Raw genomic sequence first — 16,123 nt, 5'->3', positions numbered from 1 at the left:
CTCGCCGTTCACAGGGCTCGCTTCCGGGGGCCGGGGACCTGGGCGTCGGACTCGCGCAGGTACAGCGGCGTGGTGTCCAGCAGGGGCGCGCCGGCGGCGAGCCGGGTGGCCGCGACGAGTCCGAGCGAGGCCGCGGTGGGCTGGGCCTGGGCGAAGGCCTCGTCGACGGCTGCCCCGGCGTCCTCGAGCTGCCACCGGTAGAGGCCGGCTCCGGCGCCGTATGCGGGGAGGCTGGGAAGCTGCTGGGGGGCGGTGACGTGCGGGCCGTCCACGAGGGTGCCGTCGGCGGCGTACCGGGCCCAGTAGAGCTCTCGGCGCCGCGCGTCGATCGCCACGGTGAACCCGTCCGCCGGGGCGCCGGCCTGGACGGCGTCCCAGGCGAGGGCGTCGAGGCTCATGACCCCGTCCAGCGGCACGCCCCAGGCGAAGGCGAGCGCGCGGGCCGTCGCGATGCCCGAGCGGAGGCCGGTGAACGGTCCGGGCCCGACCCCCACCACGATCCGGGCGATGTCCGCCCCGGCGAGCTCCTGCTCGGCCAGCAGGGCGCGGACGCCGGGGGCGAGGACCTCGGCGTGGGAGCGGGTGTCCTCGGTGGCGAAGGAGGCCAGCACCGCCGCGCCGGCGGCCTCGGGGGCGAGCGGCTCGTGGCAGCGGATGAGCGCGGCGGAGGCGACCGCCGAGGTATCGATGGCGAGGATGATCACCGGTCCCCCTCCGTGGTGTCGGTCCCTGCCTGGCCGGCGCCGAAGCCGGCGCCGAACTCTGCGTCGCCGACCTGGGCGGGGTCCACGCGCTCGACGGCGGGCCAGTGCACGCCGGGGTGCTGGGCCCAGCGGGGGCCATAGGCGCGGATCACGACGAGGCGGGGCTCGTCGTCGTCCTCCGCCTCGAAGTCGAGGGTGGGCGCGGCACCCACGGCGGGCGCGGCGTGCGGCCGGCGCAGCTCGATGTCGAGGCGGCTGTCGGAGAGGTCCTCGACGAGCCCGCGGCCCCACTCGACGACGGTCACGGCGGAGTCGGCCCAGTTCTCGAGGTCCAGGTCGGTGACCTCGCCGTGGCCGCTGAGCCGGTAGGCGTCGACGTGCACGAGGTCGGGGCCGCCGGGACGGGGGCCGTAGATCAGGTTCGGGTGGATCCGGACGAGCACGAACGTCGGGGAGATGATGCCGGGCCGGACGCCGAGGCCCTCGCCGAGCCCCTGGGTGAAGGTCGTCTTGCCGGCGCCGAGCTCGCCGGTGAGCACCACGAGGTCGCCCGCGCCGAGCAGGCCGCCGAGGGCCGCCCCGAGGGACCGGGTCTCCTCCGCGGAGGCCGGCGCGAACGCGGCCTCCCACTCCGGGGCGCCGCTCATGCGCCCTCCCCCACGTAGACCCGCGGGACGCGCTGGCTGATGCGCGTGACGATCTCGTAGTTGATGGTGCCGGTGGCGCGGGCCCAGTCGTCCGCGGTGGGGCCGCCGTCGGCGCCGGAGCCGAACAGGACGGCCTCGGCGCCGGCGAGCTCGGCCGGGTCGGCGGAGGGGCCCAGGTCCACGACGATCTGGTCCATCGCCACGCGGCCGGCCACGGGGTAGGTGCGCCCGGCGATCCGGACCGGCCCGCGGTCGGAGGTGCGCGGGACGCCGTCGGCATAGCCGAGGGGGACGAGGCCGAGCGCGCCGGCGGACGCGGTGCGGTAGGTCAGCCCGTAGCTCACGCCCTGCTCGGCCGGGACGCGCTTGGCCTGGGAGAGGGTGGCGCGCAGGGTCATGGCCGGGCGGAGGCGCAGGTCCGCGGAGGTCTGCTCGGCGAACGGGGAGAGGCCGTAGATCGAGATGCCGGCGCGCACGAGGTCGAAGTGGGCGTCCGGGCGGGAGAAGATCGCGGGCGAGTTGGCGATGTGGCGGACGTCGAGGTCGCACCCGGCGTCCTCGGCCAGGGCCACGGCCTCGCGGAACGCGTCGAGCTGCGCGTCGGTCTCGGGGCGCTCGGGCTCGTCGGCGACGGCGAGGTGGCTGAAGACCCCGGCCACGCGCAGCAGGCCCTCGTCCTGGTACTCCACGGCCTCGCCGACCACGGCCTCCCACCGGTCCGCGGTGACGCCGTTGCGGCCCAGGCCCGTGTCGATCTTGAGGTGCACGCGGGCGGGGCGCTCCTGCTCGCGGGCCGCGGCCACGATGGCGTCGAGCTCCCAGCCCGAGCAGCCGAGGTCGATCCCGGCGGCGACGGCGGCGGAGAAGTTCGAGTCCGGGGTGTGCAGCCAGGCGAGGATCGGCGCGTCGATGCCCGCCGCCCGCAGCGCGAGGGCCTCGCTGATGTGCGCGACGCCGAGCCACGAGGCCCCTGCCTCGAGCGCCGCGCGGGCCACGGGGACGGCCCCGTGCCCGTAGCCGTCCGCCTTCACCACGGCCATGACCCGGGCCGGCTCCGCGACCTTGCGGATGACCCCCACGTTGTGGCGGATCGCGTCGAGGTCGATCACGGCGGCGCGCTCCGGGAGGCGGGTGCTGGGCATGGCGGAAGGGACGGTGGCGGGCTCGGAGGTCACCCCCCGAGTCTACTCGGGGCGCACGACGGCGCCGGGCCGGCTCGGGCGCTCCGGCCGGGGCCACGTAGCCTAGGGGACGTGCAGCACCGTGACCGCGTGGCGATGATCTCCCTCCACACGTCCCCCCTGGAGCAGCCGGGTGCCGGGGACGCGGGCGGGATGAACGTCTATGTCGCCCAGCTCGCGCGTGCCCTCGCGGCCGGCGGCGTGGGCGTGGACATCTACACCCGGGCCACGGCGCCGGGGCAGCCCGCCGCGGTGGACCTCGTCCCGGGCGTGCGGGTGCACCACCTGGCCGCCGGGCCCGTACGGCGCCTGGCCAAGGAGCAGATGCCTCCGCTCGTGGAGGAGTTCGCCGCGGCGATGCTCGCGAGGATCATGGACGCGGCCGCAGCCGGGGAGCAGCTGCCCCGGATCGTGCACAGCCACTACTGGGTCTCGGGCCTCGCGGGGCTGGAGGTGGCCGGCGCGCTCGGCGTGCCGCTCGTGCACACCATGCACACGATGGCGCGGGTCAAGAACCAGCACCTGGCCGCCGGCGACGTCCCCGAACCGAGCAACCGCGAGCGCGGGGAGCAGCGCCTGGCCGAGGAGGCGGCCCGCTTCACCGCCAACACCGCCGCCGAGCGGGACGAGCTGGTGAGGCACTACGACGTGGACGACGACCGCATCGACGTGGTGTCCCCCGGCGTCGACCTGGCTGTGTTCCGCCCGGCGTTCCGGGGTCGGTCCCGGCGCGGCCGCGGGATCGGCGCCGAGGAGTTCCATGTGCTCTTCGCGGGCAGGATCCAGCGGCTCAAGGGCCCGCAGGTCCTGGTCGCGGCGGCGGCGGAGCTCCGGCGTCGGCGGCCGGACATCCCCCTGCGCGTCACGATCATCGGGGCGCCGAGCGGGTCTGCGGGGCTCGACCTGGACCTGCTCGCGCGCAGCGAGGGGGTCGGGGCTGCGGTCCACCGCCTCCCCCCGGTGCCGGCGGACGAGCTCGCGGAGTGGTACCGCTCCGCCGACGCGGTGGCGATGCCGAGCTTCTCGGAGTCGTTCGGGCTCGTGGCACTCGAGGCGCAGGCGTGCGGCACTCCAGTGGTCGCCGCGCGGGTGGGGGGCCTGACGCGGGCCGTGTGCGACGGCCGGACGGGCTTCCTCGTGGACGGCCACGAGCCGTCGGCGTGGGCCGCGGTCCTCGAGCAGCTGCACGACGACCCGGAGACCCGCGGCGACCTCGGTCGCGCCGCCTCGATCTACGCCGAGCGCTTCGGCTGGGAGCAGACCGCCGAGGGCACCCGCGCCGCCTACCGCACCGCGCTCCACGAGCTGGCGGGGCTCCGCCTCCCCTGACCCCCGAGGTCACCCCGCAGGAGCGCGAGGTCACCCCGCAGGAGTCGCACACTCGTGGGTGCCACGGCCGGCTCCGCTCGGCCGCCGCGCCTGCGGGGTAGGGTGTCGCCATGACCGCTACGGCACCGTCGCCCAGCGCCAGCGCCCAGGGCCCCCACGTCCGCTCCGACCTCGAGATCGCGCGGGCCGCGACGCTCAGGCCCGTCGTCGAGGTCGCCGCACAGGCGGGCATCCCCGAGGACGCCCTCGAGCTCTACGGGCGCCACAAGGCCAAGATCGACCTCTCCCAGCTGGGCGCCGGCGACCGGCACGGCCAGGTCGTCCTGGTCACGGCGATCTCCCCCACCCCGGCCGGCGAGGGCAAGTCCACGCTCACGGTGGGCCTCGCGGACGCCCTCGCCCGCGCCGGGAAGCGGACCATGATCGCCATCCGGGAGCCCAGCCTGGGCCCGATCCTCGGCATGAAGGGCGGTGCGACGGGCGGCGGCCTCTCGCAGGTGCTGCCGATGGAGGACATCAACCTCCACTTCACCGGCGACTTCCACGCCATCACCGCCGCGAACAACGCACTGTGCGCCCTGATCGACAACCACATCTTCCAGGGCAACGCCCTCGACATCGATCCGCGCCGCGTCACGTTCAAGCGCGTCATGGACATGAACGACCGGGCGCTGCGCGGCATCGTGATCGGCCTCGGCGGCCCGGCGCAGGGCGTGCCGCGTGAGGCCGGCTTCGACATCACCGTCGCGTCCGAGGTCATGGCCGTGTTCTGCCTCGCGTCCTCGGCGGCGGACCTCAAGGAGCGGCTGGGCCGCATCACCTTCGGCTACACCTACGGCCGCAGGCCGCTCACGGTCGCGGACCTCGGCGCGGCCGGGGTCATGGCCATGCTCCTGAAGGACGCGATCAAGCCCAACCTCGTCCAGACGATCGCCGGCACCCCCGCGCTGGTCCACGGCGGCCCGTTCGCGAACATCGCCCACGGCTGCAACTCGGCCCTCGCGACGACGACGGCGCGCCGCCTCGCCGACGTGGTGGTCACCGAGGCCGGGTTCGGGGCGGACCTGGGGGCCGAGAAGTTCATGGACATCAAGGCCCGGTACGCGGACGTGGCGCCCTCCGCGGTCGTGGTGGTCGCGACGGTGCGGGCCCTCAAGATGCACGGCGGCGTGCCCAAGGACGCCCTCACCGCGCCGGACGTGGAGGCGCTCGAGCGCGGCTTCGTGAACCTCGCCCGGCATGTGGAGAACGTCCGGAAGTTCGGCCTCGAGCCCGTGGTGGCGGTCAATCGGTTCGGGACGGACGCGCCCGAGGAGCTCGACGCCGTCGTGCGCCTGTGCCGCGGGGCCGGCGTCCGCGTCGCAGTGGCGGACGTGTGGGGCCGCGGCGGCGGGGGCGACGGCGGCGACGACCTCGCGCGCGAGGTGCTCGCCGCGCTCGAGGCGCCGGGGACGCTCAAGCACCTCTACCCGCTCGAGATGGGCGTCGAGGAGAAGATCGCCACGGTGGTGCGCGAGGTCTACCGTGGCGCCGGGGTCGAGTTCTCGGACCAGGCCCGGCGGACGCTGCAGCAGATCCGCGAGAACGGCTGGGAGGACCTGCCGGTGTGCATGGCGAAGACGCAGTACTCGTTCTCCGACGACCCGTCACTGCTCGGCGCGCCCGAGGGCTTCACCGTGCACGTGCGCGAGCTGTGGCCGCGCACCGGTGCCGGGTTCATCGTCGCCGTGACGGGCTCCCTCATGACCATGCCGGGGCTTCCGAAGCAGCCTGCTGCGCTGCGCATGGACCTCGACGACGAGGGCCAGGTCACCGGGCTGTTCTGACACGGCCCGGCGCAACCCGGCGCCGCGGCGCCCCCGCCCCCGTCGGGCGGCGGGGTCAGCTCCGCGAGAACCAGCGCGGACCGAGGAGGTCCTCGAGCCGGGTGCGGCGCTCCGGGCACAGCCGGCCGCCGTGGTCGGCGCGGCGCTGCGCCTCGATCCACGAGCGGAGGCGCGCCTCGTCGGGCTCCTTCGCGGTGCGTTCCGGGACCCGGCCGCGCTCCCCCACGAAGGCCTCGAGCCGCCCGAGCAGTGCGGCGAATTCGCCGTCATCCGGCTGCTTCGGCTCGTCGATCCCTGCGATCTGCCTCGAAAGGCTCCGCCACATCGCGTTGTCCACTTCGCCCCCCATGACGCTGTAGCTTCCCGTATAGACTCATTTTACATGTAAAATACGAGAGCTGGCCATGAATTGTTACTGGGCCCCCGGGTCCGAGGGAGCGCCCCCCATATTCCATAAAACGCTCCCTCGGACCCGCGGGCTCAATTACTCAAAATAGTGGGGTTATGTTCGGAGGCGCCACCAAGAGAGTGGCAGGGCCTGCAGCTATCCAATCCGCCCTCCCCCCCCGGGCGCCCAGGAAGGAGGCCCGATGAAGCTGGCCGAACTCGCCGCGCGGACCGGGACGCCGGCCGCGACGATCAAGTTCTACCTCCGCGAAGGGCTGCTGCCCGCCGGCAGGGCCGTCAACGCCACGCTGGCCGACTACGGGGACCCGCATGTGCGCAGGCTCGGCACGATCCGCGTGCTCCGGAAGGGCCTGGGGCTCAGCGTCGCGACGGTGCGCGCGATCGTGGACCTCATCGACGGCGGCGAGGACCGCATCGAGGTGATGAAGGCCCTCCGGTCCGTGGTCCTGGGGCTCGGGTCGCCGCAGCCGGGGCGCACCGAGGCAGGCACCCGCATCGTCCGCGAACGCGGCTGGCCGGATCTGCCGACAGGGGCGCGCGCGGCCCTGGACGACCATCTGGAGGCCATGGAGCGGCTGGGCGTGCCCGTGGCGGAGAGCGTGCTCAGCGCCTACGCCGAGGCCGCGGACCTCATCGCCGCGGCAGACGTGGCCGACGTGGACGGGGCCGGAGACCTCGAGGACCTCGTCTCCCGCGCCGCCGTCGGGATGCACATGAACCGCCAGCTCATGCTGCGCCTCGTCGCGCTCGCGCAGGCGAGCCGCTCGATCCTGCACTACGGGCCCACCATGTCCGGCCCCAGCCGTCTCTCCCCGCCCGAGCCCGGCCGCGCCACAACCCCGCATCAGGACATGCCGCAAAGACGCCCGCATCACGGCATGTCCTGATGCGGCGTTCGGCAGGGACTCCGAGGCTGTGGATAACTTCGGACGCCTTCCCCGGATCTCGGGCACGATGGCCCCATGCGCACGCCACGCCCGCTCCCCGAGGGCCTGCCCAGCGGACCCTTCACGGTCGATGAGGGCCGCAATGCCGGACTGGCCTACAGGCGACTGCGCGCAGCGGACCTGGACCGCGTGGGCCGAGGGCTGTACGCGGTGCAGGAGGGCGGAACGCACGACGGCGGCCGCCTCCTCGCGCTGGCACGTGCCGTCTGCGCGGCGAGCCCTGGCGCGTGGGTGTCGCACGAGTCAGCGGCCGCACTTCTCGGCCTTCCGGTCCCACCGCATCTGGGGACGGGACTCCCACTGCATATCAGCAAGCCCCGTTCACTTCCGCAGGCCCGGCGCGAGGGCGTCGTGGCACACAACGTGACGGCCTTCCCCGAGGAGATCACCCTGGTGCACGGTGTGCCGGTCGCGACGGCACAGCGGACGTTCTTGGACCTTGCTCGGAAACTCTCCCTCGAAGACCTCGTGGCGCTGGGCGACCACCTCATCCGGCTGCCTCGGCCCGAGCTCGAGGGTCGTTCTGCTCCCCTGACGACCCTCCCAGCGCTCCGGGCGCTGCTGGCGCGCCACAGCAATCTCCAGGGGATCCGGAAGGCCAGGCTGTCCCTCGACCTCATGCGCGTTGGGGCCGACTCAGTGCCGGAGACGAAGCTGCGGCTCGCGCTGGTCGCCGCGGGGCTGCCGGAACCGCAGCTGCAGGTCCCGCTGCGTCCCTGGGACCGCTATTCGCCGAGCGTGGACGCCGCCTATCCAGAATCCCGTGTGGGTGTCCTCTACGAGGGCGAACATCACCTGACGCCGTGGCAGCAGTCCACTGACATGGAGCGGGACGCCCAGTACACCGAGGCCGGCTGGATCCTCATCAAGGCCAACCGGCACGATCTCAGGAACAGGTTCGCACGCACCATCTCGCGGGTTCGCAACGCCTTGGTGAGTCGGGGCGCCGTGCCGGGAAACGGCGTCGTGCGTCCCGCAAACGAAACGCCGCATCAGGACATGCCGTAAAGAACGCTGAATAGCGGCATGTTCTGATGCGGCGTTCGCCGCCGGCGGGGCGCCGAGGGGGCAGCGTGCCTAGCGCTCGAGCTCGCCGCGGATGAACGCCTCGACGTCGGCGCGGGCCAGGTCGTCGGCCTTCTGCACGGGCGGGGACTTCATGAAGTAGGCGCTCGGGGAGGTGAGCGGGCCGCCGATCCCCCGGTCGAGGGCGATCTTCGCAGCGCGCACGGCGTCGATGATCACGCCGGCGGAGTTGGGCGAGTCCCACACCTCGAGCTTGTACTCGAGCGACACGGGCGCGTCGCCGAAGTTGCGGCCCTCGAGGCGCACGAACGCCCACTTGCGGTCGTCGAGCCACTGCACGTAGTCGGACGGGCCGATGTGCACGTCACGCTCGGCGAGCTCGGCCTCGACGTTGGAGGTCACGGCCTGGGTCTTGGAGATCTTCTTGGACTGGAGCCGCTCGCGCTCGAGCATGTTCTTGAAGTCCATGTTGCCGCCCACGTTGAGCTGGTACGTGCGGTCCACGGTGACGCCGCGGTCCTCGAACAGCTTGGCGAGGACGCGGTGGGTGATGGTGGCGCCGATCTGGCTCTTGATGTCGTCGCCCACGATCGGCACGCCGGCCGCGCGGAACTTCTCGGCCCACTCGGGGGTGCCGGCGATGAAGACGGGCAGGGCGTTGACGAAGGCCACGCCCGCGTCGATGGCGCACTGGGCGTAGAACTTCGCGGCCTTCTCCGAGCCCACGGGCAGGTAGCAGACCATGACGTCGACCTGGGCCTCGCGCAGGGCGGCGACCACGTCGACCGGCTCCTCGTGGGACTCCTCGATGGTCTCGAGGTAGTACTTGCCGAGGCCGTCGAGGGTGTGGCCGCGCTGGACGGTCACGCCCGTCGGGGGGACCTCGGCGATCTTGATGGTGTTGTTCTCGCTCGCGCCGATCGCGTCGGCGAGGTCGAACCCGACCTTCTTGCCGTCCACGTCGAACGCCGCGACGAACTCGAGGTCGCTGACGTGGTAGTCGCCGAACGTGACGTGCATGAGGCCGGGGACGGTGCCCGCGGCGTCGGCGTCGCGGTAGTAGTGCACCCCCTGGACGAGGGAGGCGGCGCAGTTGCCCACGCCCACGATGGCTACTCGGATCTTCTTCTCTGGCACGGTACTCCTCATCGCGTAGAACGGCGGAGCCGGTCCACGGGCTCCGCTGCTCGGCTCATCCTATCCGCGTGGCACTCCCCCGCCCGCGGCCCGGTCCCTAGACTGGCGGAATGGGACGCAAGAAGAACAAGAAGAAGTGGTCAGAGCTCAGCGGCGGCCAGCGCTTCGGCGTGGTGCTGGGCGCCCTCGTGCAGTTCGCGCTCCAGGGCGCCGCGCTGCGGGACCTCGCCAAGCGGCCGAAGGACCAGGTCAACGGTCCGAAGGGCGCGTGGGTGGCGGCGAGCTTCATCAACACGATCGGCCCGATCGCGTACTTCCTCCTGGGCCGCAAGCACAGCCCGGCGCCGGCGGCCAAGGGCTCCGGGACGAGCGCGGCGTCCTCGGGCCTGAAGACCTCGATGGGGGTCTCGATCGGCAAGAAGATCGGCTGAGTCGCCCTCTGCAGGCAACGCACGACGCCGGGAGCGCACCTCGCGCTCCCGGCATCGCCGCCCTGGGGGTCACCCGGAGGATCGCATGACCACGCTGTGGGAGGCCAGGAGCGCCCTGAGGGCGCCCGGCTCGATCCGTGACAGGTCGAAGGCGCAGAGGCCGGTGATCAGCGTGGACTGCATGAGCACGTCCACCTGGCCCTCCCAGGCGAGCCACGCCGCGAGCCGGTCCGGACCCTCGACCAGGCGCGTGTTGTCCCCCGCGATGCGCAGGCCCGTGTAGCCGAGGCGCAGGGCGTCGGCGAGCAGGGCCTCCAAGGTGGCGCCCAAGGAGACCGGGTCCACGATCCGCGTGGGGCCGTAGGCCTCGTCGGTGCCCAGTACCACGAGGTCGCCGCTGCGCAGGAGGTCCTGCGGCCACAGCGACCGGCGCGGGTCGTCGGTGATGACGACCTGACGCTCCCCGCGGGCCTGGCCCTCGGCGAGGAAGGACGCCGCGCGCCCCTCGAATTCGGGGCGGCCGGCGTAGGCCCAGAGGAAGTGTCCCAACGGCCAGCGAGCGGCCCGGCGCGGGCGAGGGATGTCCTGGTTCATTTCCGCAATCACTTCCGGGAACAAGATTCCTGCCCCAGAGGATACGGCGCGCCGGCCCGTTGCGCCTAGGCCGGTCAGGCCCCCTGCGGCGCCCGCACGGTGAGCGCGCCCTGGTCGACGCGGACGGTGAAGACCGTGCCTTGGCCGAGGTGGTCGCCGTCGAGCTGGATGTCATGCGCGTGGGCGCTGGTGAGCCGGACGCGCTTGCCCTCGAAGTGCCCGAGGTCCGGCGGCGAGTGGCGGCGGAACCGGCTCAGCAGCGCGCCCACCACCCTGAACCAGCCGCGGAAGCCGCTGGGCGCCACCGCGAGGACGTTCAGGATGCCGTCGTCCACCTTGGCTCCGGGGAAGACCTCGACGTTGCCCTGGATCCGGCCGCAATTGCCGATCATGACTCCCCGCTGGCGCCGCTCCATGGCGAGGCGGCCATCCACGTCGACCCGGATGCGGTGGGACTCCCCCACGATGTTCTGCGCGGCGGAGACCACGTAGGCGAACCAGCCGGCCTTGGCCTTGAGGTCGTCGTCGGTGTTGGCCATGACGGTGGCATCGAGCCCCAGGCCGGCCATGACCACGAAGGCGAGCTCGTCGCCGTCGTCCATCCGGGCCCAGGCCACGTCGATGCGCCGCTCCGCCCCGCCCATGGCGGTGTCCAGTGCCGCCTCGGGGTCGTCGATGGGCAGCCCGAGGTTGCGGGCCAGAAGGTTGCCGGTGCCCAGCGGCACCACCCCGAGCGGGGTGCCCGTGCCGGCGAGCGCCCCGGCGGCGGCACGCACGGTGCCGTCCCCGCCGGCCACCACCACGAGCTGGGCGCCCTTCTCGAGGGCCTCGCGCGCCATGCCGGCGCCCGGGTCCTCCACGGTGGTCTCGAGCACGAGCGGTTCCGCCCCCCGCCCGGCGCAGCGGGCACGGAAGGATTCCACGACCGCCTCCGCGCCCTGCTTGACGGGATTCACGATCAGCGCCTCCACGGGGCCCCCTCATCCTCTGCGTTGCCTGAGGGCCAACGTTACCGAACCGTTCCCCGGTAAAGATGCGGCAACGGCATGCCCGCGCGCCGTGACCCCGCGCGGCGGGCGTGCTACTACAGAGGCAGCTTGGCTTCCACCGCAAGCGAAGAAATCGAACATGGTCGCACCACACAAGGAGTTGACATGGGATTTTTCGGGTTCCTCATCCTCGGACTCATCGCTGGGGCCATCGCCAAGGCCATCCTTCCGGGCAAGCAGGGCGGCGGGTGGCTCGTCACACTCGTCCTCGGCGTCGTGGGCGCCATCCTCGGCGGATGGATCGGCGGGCTGATCTTCGGCAGCAACACGCTCGGCAGCTTCTTCGAGATCCGCACGTGGGTGACCGCGATCGTCGGATCGCTCATCGTCCTGCTCATCTGGGGGGCGCTCGCCAAGCGCCGCGCGTGAGCCCCGCGGCCGGCAGGAGGCCGCAGCGGGGGCGGGGCCGGACCAGTCCGGTCCCGCTCCTCTCGCGTTCCCGGCCGGGTCCTGGGCCATCCCCTCTGCGACGGTGCCCGGCCCAGGCGGAGCCGAATTCGTTGCGCTAGCGCAATAGTCGCCCTACGCTGGCTATTGGTGTGGAGGAGTCCCAGTCCCGAGGAGGAGCCAGCATGAGGATCGCCCGAGGTCTCGTCCTTGCCGCAGCGGCCGCCGCCCTGGCCGGCTGCACCGGCCCGGGCGCCACGCCCTCGGGCACCGGCTCCGCGTCCGCTCCCCCCTCGACCTCGCCCGGCGCCGTCAGCGCCACGGCGCCCTCGGGCGCCGGGCTGGCCGCCGTGCCCAACGTCGTGAAGGAGCTCGAGCCCTCGGTCGTCACCGTCCGCACCCCCATAGGGCTCGGGAGCGGGGTCGTGTACCACGGCGACGGGACGCTCGTCACGGATGCGCACGTGGTCGAGGACCAGCAGAAGCACCCCTACAAGACCGTGCAGGTCCAGTTCGCAGACGGCTCCCAGGACCAGGCGAACGTGGTCGGGGTGGACGACGTCACCGACGTCGCCGTGCTCAAGGCCGGCCGCACCGGGCTTCCCGCGCCCAAGTACGCCGGTTCCCCGCCCGAGATCGGGTCCCTGACCGTGGTGATCGGCAGTCCCCTCGGACTCGACGAGACCGTCACGGCCGGCATCGTCTCCGGCCTCCACCGCAACATGCCCCCCAGCAAGGAGTCACCGCACGGCGCGATCGACCTGCTCCAGACGGACGCTCCGATCTCCCCGGGGAACTCCGGGGGCGCGGTGGCAGACGCCAGCGGCCAGGTGATCGGGCTCTCGGAGGCGTACCTGCCGCCGAGCTCCGGGGCCGTGGCCATCGGCTTCGTCACTCCGGCCTCGACAGTGACCTCCGTCGCCGACCAGCTGCTGGCGAATGGCACCGTCAAGCACGCGGCGCTGGGCGTCGTCCCCGAGGACATCACCGCACAGATCGCCCAGCGCTTCGGCCTCAGCTCCTCGGAGGGGGCCCTCGTGGTCGACGTGACCCCCCAGGGCCCGGCCGACCGGGGCGGCATGAAGCCGGGAGACATCATCACCGGGCTCGCCGGCACCAAGGTCAGCAGCGTCACCGACCTGCTCGCGGCCCTGCGCCAGCAGGAGCCCGGCAAGACGGTCGAGGTGACCGTCCGGCGCGGCAGCACCGACCAGAAGCTCCAGGTCAGCCTCGGCGACCTGGCCCAGCAGCAGTGACCTCCCGGGAGCAGCCCTCCCCCAGGCCGAGAAGAGGAACCATGCACCACTGGCCCGCCAAGCCCGCCCGCCTTGCCCTCGCCGCGGCCGCCGCCGGGACGCTGGCACTGACCGGATGCAGCGCCATCAATCCGCAGGAGACCAAGTCCATCGTGGCGGCGGTCCCCGGCGTCCGGGGAGAGATCGGCCCGCTCCGGGTCGAGGACCTGGTCATCGTCTCGGGAGGCGGCAGTGGATCGGGCACCCTGAGCCCCAACGCCCCCGGCCGTCTGGCGGGCACCATCTTCAACGGCTCCACCTCCCCGGTGTCCGCCGAGTTCTCCACCTCCGCGTCCAGCACGGTCCGGGTCACGGTCCCCCGCAACGGGGAGGTGATGCTCGGTGCCGACCAGGCACTGCCCCCGATCGAGCACACCGGCGGGATCCCGGGCGGGATGACCACGGTGACGATCAGCGCCGGAGGTTCGGCCCTGCAGCTCAAGGTCCCGGTGGTGGACGGCACCCTCGCCCAGTACCGCCCGCTCCTGCCCTCGCCGTCGGCCACGGGCAGCGCCACCCCCGGCCCGACCTCCGGCCGCCCCACGGGCCCCGCCTCTCAGCCCTCCGGCTCGGCAACGCCCACCTCGACCGCGACGGCGTCCGATACCGGCAGACCCTCGCCGTCCCTGGACATCACCCAGCCGGCCGTCAGCCCCTCGTCCCCCTAGGCCCGGCCGGCCGCACAACCGCGGCCGCCCGACGCCGCCCGCCGGTGCAACCCGCCCAGCATCCCGCGGCGCTCCTCAGCCCCGCGCCGCCTTCCCGGGGCGCCCGGCGGATTTGAGGCTGTCCAGCTCGCGCCGCAGCCGCGCGTTCTCGTCCTCGAGCTCGAGCACGAGCCGGATGCCCTCGATGGTGAGCCCCGCCTCGACGAGGCCGGCGATGCGGCCCAGCCGCTCGACGTCGTCCTCGCTGTACCGGCGCGTGCCGCCGTCGGTGCGGGAGGGCATCAGGAGGCCTTTGCGCTCGTACAGGCGCAGGCTCGAGAGGGCCATGCCGGAGAGCTCGGCGGCCACTGAGATCGCGTAGACCCCCTCCGAGGGATGCCGTTCGCGGGCCATCCGATTTCCTTCCGCCAAGGTCTTGATCTCTTCCTTGCCAAATATTATATCTGTGTCTGTAGAGACAGATCGAGGTGGATCGTCCTACCGAGGAATTCTTTGGCAATCCGATATCGAACATCTGGAGGTGGCAGAGATGCTGATGCGAACCGACCCCTTCCGTGAGCTCGACCGCCTGACGGAGCAGGTCTTCGGTACCGCATCCAGGCCCACGACCATGCCCATGGAGGCCTGGCGCGAGGACGGCGAATTCGTGGTCGAGTTCGACCTGCCGGGGGTGGACCCGGAGACGATCGACGTGGACGTCGAGCGCAACGTCCTCGCCGTGCGGGCGGAGCGGAAGTCGCACCGGCCGGAGGGCGCCGAGGCCGTCGCGGCGGAGCGCCCCACGGGCCTGTTCGGCCGCGAGCTGATCCTGGGCGATGCCCTCGACACCGGGAAGGTGACCGCGAGCTACGCCGACGGCGTCCTCACGCTGCGCATCCCCGTGGCCGAGGAGGCGAAGCCGCGCAAGATCGAGGTCTCCACGACGTCGTCGAAGAGGGAGATCGCGGCCTGAGGGACCGCCGGCCCCGGCCGGACCGCAGCCCGGCCGGGGCCCCGGCCTCCACCGTGCGGAGGCTGCCATGCGCGCAAGGGACTTCTACGAGGTGCTCGGAGTGGACCGGACGGCGAGCCGGCAGGAGATCCGCGCGGCGTACCGGCGGCTCGTCCGCGTGCTGCACCCGGACGGCGGCGGCCAGGACGGAACCGGCCAGGGCCGCACCGGCCCCGGAACCGGCCCGGACGCGCGGAGTACCCTCTCCGATCCCGACCGCGAACGGCTCAAGGAGGTGATGGACGCGTACGCCGTGCTCGGCCGCGACGACCGCCGCGCCGCCTACGATGCCGCGCTGGCCCGTGCCGAGACCGTCCTGTGGGCGCAGCCGCCGCCGCGCCGCCCCGTGTGGCTCGCGCCGCGGACGCCGATGGACGAGCCGCTGAGGGAGGAGGACCTGCTGTGGTTCCTCTTCCGTTGGTTCCGCTGACCTGCCGAAGCGGAGCCCATTGATTCGTTGCCCGTGAAGGAGGGGCCGTGAGCCCAGAGCACAGCGGCTGGCGCCGCTACGACACCACGCTGTTCCCCGTGTTCCACGAGAGGTTCGAGGAGAAGTGGGGCGAGGGGACGGCCCCGTTCCTGGACCCCAGCGTGTTCGAGAACGACCAGCCGCGGCCCCGCGCCCAGTGGATCAACGTGGACACGGGCGCGGCGGTCGCCGTCGTGCCGGTGTGGGAGGACGATCCGACGGCGCGCTCGTTCGCCGTGTTCTACCTCCCGCCGGCCGGGGGGATCTGGGTCCTGCGGCCGCCGGGCCTGTCGAGCTACATCGAGGCCGTGGGCAACGGCACCGCCACGAGCCGGGACGCCGCCGCCCTGCGGAACGACTCGTTCCACAAGGCGGTCGCGCACGCCGAGTCCTTCATCTTCGACACCTGATCGGCGCCGCCCGGGCCGGCTCAGGCCCGGCGCTTGTCGTGGACGCCGGGGATGTCGCCGGTCTCCTTGGGCCCCTCGTTGCCCTGGCGCTCGGCGCCGGGGGCGCCCCGGCCCGCGGAGACCTCGCTGGCGCCCTCGCTCGGCTCGTCGTCGACGCCCGCGAGGCCGGCGGATCCGCCGCCCGCGCCGTAGGCCGAGCCGCCCTCGTCGAAGACCGAGCCGGTATCCCCCTTGACGGGGTCGAGGTTCTCGTCCGCGGTCATGAGCCGCCGGCCCCCGGAGCCCGCGGCCGGGGGCTGGGAGCCCGCGACGCCGTAGTGCCGGTAGAGGCGGTCCTCCTCGCCGGGCTCGAGGTGGCCGTGCGGGTCGATGCGCGGCGCGTCCTTGACCTGGTCCTTCGTGCAGGCCACCACGAGGTCGTCGCCGCGCACGCTCGCCTCCTGCAGGGGGACGAGGGACTCCTTCAGGCCGAACAGGCCGGTCTTGACCGTGACCCATGTGGGGCTGTCCGTGTCGTCGTCGACGTACAGCTCGCCGATCCGCCCGATCTTCTCCCCGTCCTGCCCGAGCACGTCCCCGCTGCCGCGCTGGAGCCTCTCGAGCTCGTCGCGTGTGATCATGGCC

General features: G+C 72.9%; 20 protein-coding genes. 11 read left to right on the top strand and 9 right to left on the bottom strand.

Features of this window, described 5'->3' with window-relative positions:
* Nucleotides 1-8 precede the first annotated feature (8 nt).
* From tsaB to alr, 3 genes are read right to left on the bottom strand one after another with little or no spacing between them, the layout of a single operon-like run.
* Nucleotides 9-704 carry a tRNA (adenosine(37)-N6)-threonylcarbamoyltransferase complex dimerization subunit type 1 TsaB gene (gene tsaB / locus ACYVKZ_RS03855; protein WP_460990704.1) on the bottom strand — a complete coding sequence of 232 codons (696 nt, stop codon included), beginning with the start codon at nt 702-704 and terminating at the stop codon, nt 9-11.
* Nucleotides 701-1,351, bottom strand: coding sequence for a tRNA (adenosine(37)-N6)-threonylcarbamoyltransferase complex ATPase subunit type 1 TsaE (gene tsaE / locus ACYVKZ_RS03850; protein ID WP_460990703.1), 651 nt, complete (start codon nt 1,349-1,351; stop codon nt 701-703). Before tsaE ends, tsaB begins: the two co-directional genes overlap by 4 nt.
* Nucleotides 1,348-2,493 carry an alanine racemase gene (alr, locus tag ACYVKZ_RS03845; protein WP_460990961.1) on the bottom strand — a complete coding sequence of 382 codons (1,146 nt, stop codon included), beginning with the start codon at nt 2,491-2,493 and terminating at the stop codon, nt 1,348-1,350. Before alr ends, tsaE begins: the two co-directional genes overlap by 4 nt.
* 135 nt (nt 2,494-2,628) lie before the next feature.
* On the opposite strand from alr, the gene mshA reads away from it, so the two are divergent.
* Together mshA and ACYVKZ_RS03835 are read left to right on the top strand one after the other, a co-directional pair.
* Nucleotides 2,629-3,861: a D-inositol-3-phosphate glycosyltransferase gene (mshA, locus tag ACYVKZ_RS03840; RefSeq protein ID WP_460990960.1), complete on the top strand. Its 1,233-nt coding sequence runs from the start codon at nt 2,629-2,631 to the stop codon at nt 3,859-3,861.
* Nucleotides 3,862-3,971: 110 nt separating this feature from the next.
* Nucleotides 3,972-5,687, top strand: a complete 1,716-nt coding sequence (locus ACYVKZ_RS03835) for a formate--tetrahydrofolate ligase (RefSeq protein ID WP_460990701.1) — start codon at nt 3,972-3,974, stop codon at nt 5,685-5,687.
* A 55-nt stretch (nt 5,688-5,742) separates the two neighbouring features.
* Here ACYVKZ_RS03835 and ACYVKZ_RS03830 read toward each other — a convergent pair whose 3' ends face one another.
* Complete coding sequence (locus ACYVKZ_RS03830; RefSeq protein WP_460990700.1) at nt 5,743-6,024, bottom strand: helicase associated domain-containing protein; 282 nt, start codon at nt 6,022-6,024, stop codon at nt 5,743-5,745.
* Between the two features lie 253 nt (nt 6,025-6,277).
* Here ACYVKZ_RS03830 and ACYVKZ_RS03825 point away from each other — a divergent pair, with 253 nt between their 5' ends.
* A complete protein-coding gene (locus ACYVKZ_RS03825; RefSeq protein WP_460990699.1) occupies nt 6,278-6,982 on the top strand; it encodes a MerR family transcriptional regulator in 705 nt (234 codons plus the stop codon).
* Between the two features lie 75 nt (nt 6,983-7,057).
* On the top strand, nt 7,058-8,050 hold the full coding sequence (locus ACYVKZ_RS03820; RefSeq protein ID WP_460990697.1) for a hypothetical protein: 993 nt from the start codon (nt 7,058-7,060) through the stop codon (nt 8,048-8,050).
* Between the two features lie 69 nt (nt 8,051-8,119).
* Here ACYVKZ_RS03820 and ACYVKZ_RS03815 read toward each other — a convergent pair whose 3' ends face one another.
* A complete protein-coding gene (locus tag ACYVKZ_RS03815; protein ID WP_460990696.1) occupies nt 8,120-9,217 on the bottom strand; it encodes an inositol-3-phosphate synthase in 1,098 nt (365 codons plus the stop codon).
* Nucleotides 9,218-9,315: 98 nt separating this feature from the next.
* On the opposite strand from ACYVKZ_RS03815, the gene ACYVKZ_RS03810 reads away from it, so the two are divergent.
* Nucleotides 9,316-9,636, top strand: a complete 321-nt coding sequence (locus ACYVKZ_RS03810; RefSeq protein WP_307004205.1) for a PLD nuclease N-terminal domain-containing protein — start codon at nt 9,316-9,318, stop codon at nt 9,634-9,636.
* Between the two features lie 69 nt (nt 9,637-9,705).
* On the opposite strand, the gene ACYVKZ_RS03805 is transcribed toward ACYVKZ_RS03810, so the two are convergent.
* Together ACYVKZ_RS03805 and ACYVKZ_RS03800 are read right to left on the bottom strand one after the other, a co-directional pair.
* The gene (locus ACYVKZ_RS03805; protein WP_460990695.1) at nt 9,706-10,230 is read right to left on the bottom strand and encodes an MEDS domain-containing protein; all 525 of its coding nucleotides are present in this window, start codon (nt 10,228-10,230) and stop codon (nt 9,706-9,708) included.
* A gap of 74 nt (nt 10,231-10,304) precedes the next feature.
* A complete protein-coding gene (locus ACYVKZ_RS03800) occupies nt 10,305-11,201 on the bottom strand; it encodes a diacylglycerol/lipid kinase family protein (protein ID WP_460990694.1) in 897 nt (298 codons plus the stop codon).
* Between the two features lie 183 nt (nt 11,202-11,384).
* Between ACYVKZ_RS03800 and ACYVKZ_RS03795 the strand changes: the two genes are divergently transcribed.
* From ACYVKZ_RS03795 to ACYVKZ_RS03785, 3 genes are all read left to right on the top strand, one after another.
* The gene (locus ACYVKZ_RS03795; RefSeq protein ID WP_460990693.1) at nt 11,385-11,648 is read left to right on the top strand and encodes a GlsB/YeaQ/YmgE family stress response membrane protein; all 264 of its coding nucleotides are present in this window, start codon (nt 11,385-11,387) and stop codon (nt 11,646-11,648) included.
* A 203-nt stretch (nt 11,649-11,851) separates the two neighbouring features.
* The gene (locus tag ACYVKZ_RS03790; protein WP_460990692.1) at nt 11,852-12,922 is read left to right on the top strand and encodes a S1C family serine protease; all 1,071 of its coding nucleotides are present in this window, start codon (nt 11,852-11,854) and stop codon (nt 12,920-12,922) included.
* A 41-nt stretch (nt 12,923-12,963) separates the two neighbouring features.
* Entirely contained in the window at nt 12,964-13,629 is a 666-nt protein-coding gene (locus tag ACYVKZ_RS03785) for a hypothetical protein (protein ID WP_460990691.1), read from the top strand.
* A gap of 75 nt (nt 13,630-13,704) precedes the next feature.
* Here the strand turns inward: ACYVKZ_RS03785 and ACYVKZ_RS03780 are convergent, their stop codons facing one another.
* Nucleotides 13,705-14,022: a MerR family transcriptional regulator gene (locus ACYVKZ_RS03780; RefSeq protein WP_460990690.1), complete on the bottom strand. Its 318-nt coding sequence runs from the start codon at nt 14,020-14,022 to the stop codon at nt 13,705-13,707.
* A 136-nt stretch (nt 14,023-14,158) separates the two neighbouring features.
* On the opposite strand from ACYVKZ_RS03780, the gene ACYVKZ_RS03775 reads away from it, so the two are divergent.
* From ACYVKZ_RS03775 to ACYVKZ_RS03765, 3 genes are all read left to right on the top strand, one after another.
* Nucleotides 14,159-14,581 (top strand): Hsp20/alpha crystallin family protein, encoded by a 423-nt coding sequence (locus tag ACYVKZ_RS03775; protein WP_460990689.1) that lies wholly within the window; start codon nt 14,159-14,161, stop codon nt 14,579-14,581.
* A gap of 67 nt (nt 14,582-14,648) precedes the next feature.
* Nucleotides 14,649-15,050 (top strand): DnaJ domain-containing protein, encoded by a 402-nt coding sequence (locus tag ACYVKZ_RS03770; protein ID WP_460990688.1) that lies wholly within the window; start codon nt 14,649-14,651, stop codon nt 15,048-15,050.
* Nucleotides 15,051-15,097: 47 nt separating this feature from the next.
* Complete coding sequence (locus ACYVKZ_RS03765) at nt 15,098-15,499, top strand: hypothetical protein (RefSeq protein ID WP_460990687.1); 402 nt, start codon at nt 15,098-15,100, stop codon at nt 15,497-15,499.
* A gap of 20 nt (nt 15,500-15,519) precedes the next feature.
* Here ACYVKZ_RS03765 and ACYVKZ_RS03760 read toward each other — a convergent pair whose 3' ends face one another.
* Nucleotides 15,520-16,119: a PRC-barrel domain-containing protein gene (locus ACYVKZ_RS03760; RefSeq protein WP_460990686.1), complete on the bottom strand. Its 600-nt coding sequence runs from the start codon at nt 16,117-16,119 to the stop codon at nt 15,520-15,522.
* Between the last annotated feature and the right edge of the window lie 4 nt (nt 16,120-16,123).

The organism is Sinomonas soli, from assembly GCF_054782415.1.
This window is presented reverse-complemented; position numbering and strand designations above follow the sequence as displayed.

Coding starts and splice junctions, on each gene's coding strand:
- alr (WP_460990961.1), bottom strand. CDS start 2,493: ATGCCCAGCACCCGCCTCCCGGAGCGCGCCGCCGTGATCGACCTCGAC.
- ACYVKZ_RS03810 (WP_307004205.1), top strand. CDS start 9,316: ATGGGACGCAAGAAGAACAAGAAGAAGTGGTCAGAGCTCAGCGGCGGC.
- ACYVKZ_RS03785 (WP_460990691.1), top strand. CDS start 12,964: ATGCACCACTGGCCCGCCAAGCCCGCCCGCCTTGCCCTCGCCGCGGCC.
- ACYVKZ_RS03805 (WP_460990695.1), bottom strand. CDS start 10,230: ATGAACCAGGACATCCCTCGCCCGCGCCGGGCCGCTCGCTGGCCGTTG.
- ACYVKZ_RS03825 (WP_460990699.1), top strand. CDS start 6,278: ATGAAGCTGGCCGAACTCGCCGCGCGGACCGGGACGCCGGCCGCGACG.
- ACYVKZ_RS03760 (WP_460990686.1), bottom strand. CDS start 16,119: ATGATCACACGCGACGAGCTCGAGAGGCTCCAGCGCGGCAGCGGGGAC.
- mshA (WP_460990960.1), top strand. CDS start 2,629: ATGATCTCCCTCCACACGTCCCCCCTGGAGCAGCCGGGTGCCGGGGAC.
- ACYVKZ_RS03795 (WP_460990693.1), top strand. CDS start 11,385: ATGGGATTTTTCGGGTTCCTCATCCTCGGACTCATCGCTGGGGCCATC.
- ACYVKZ_RS03835 (WP_460990701.1), top strand. CDS start 3,972: ATGACCGCTACGGCACCGTCGCCCAGCGCCAGCGCCCAGGGCCCCCAC.
- ACYVKZ_RS03770 (WP_460990688.1), top strand. CDS start 14,649: ATGCGCGCAAGGGACTTCTACGAGGTGCTCGGAGTGGACCGGACGGCG.
- tsaE (WP_460990703.1), bottom strand. CDS start 1,351: ATGAGCGGCGCCCCGGAGTGGGAGGCCGCGTTCGCGCCGGCCTCCGCG.
- ACYVKZ_RS03820 (WP_460990697.1), top strand. CDS start 7,058: ATGCGCACGCCACGCCCGCTCCCCGAGGGCCTGCCCAGCGGACCCTTC.
- ACYVKZ_RS03815 (WP_460990696.1), bottom strand. CDS start 9,217: ATGAGGAGTACCGTGCCAGAGAAGAAGATCCGAGTAGCCATCGTGGGC.
- ACYVKZ_RS03780 (WP_460990690.1), bottom strand. CDS start 14,022: ATGGCCCGCGAACGGCATCCCTCGGAGGGGGTCTACGCGATCTCAGTG.
- ACYVKZ_RS03775 (WP_460990689.1), top strand. CDS start 14,159: ATGCTGATGCGAACCGACCCCTTCCGTGAGCTCGACCGCCTGACGGAG.
- ACYVKZ_RS03790 (WP_460990692.1), top strand. CDS start 11,852: ATGAGGATCGCCCGAGGTCTCGTCCTTGCCGCAGCGGCCGCCGCCCTG.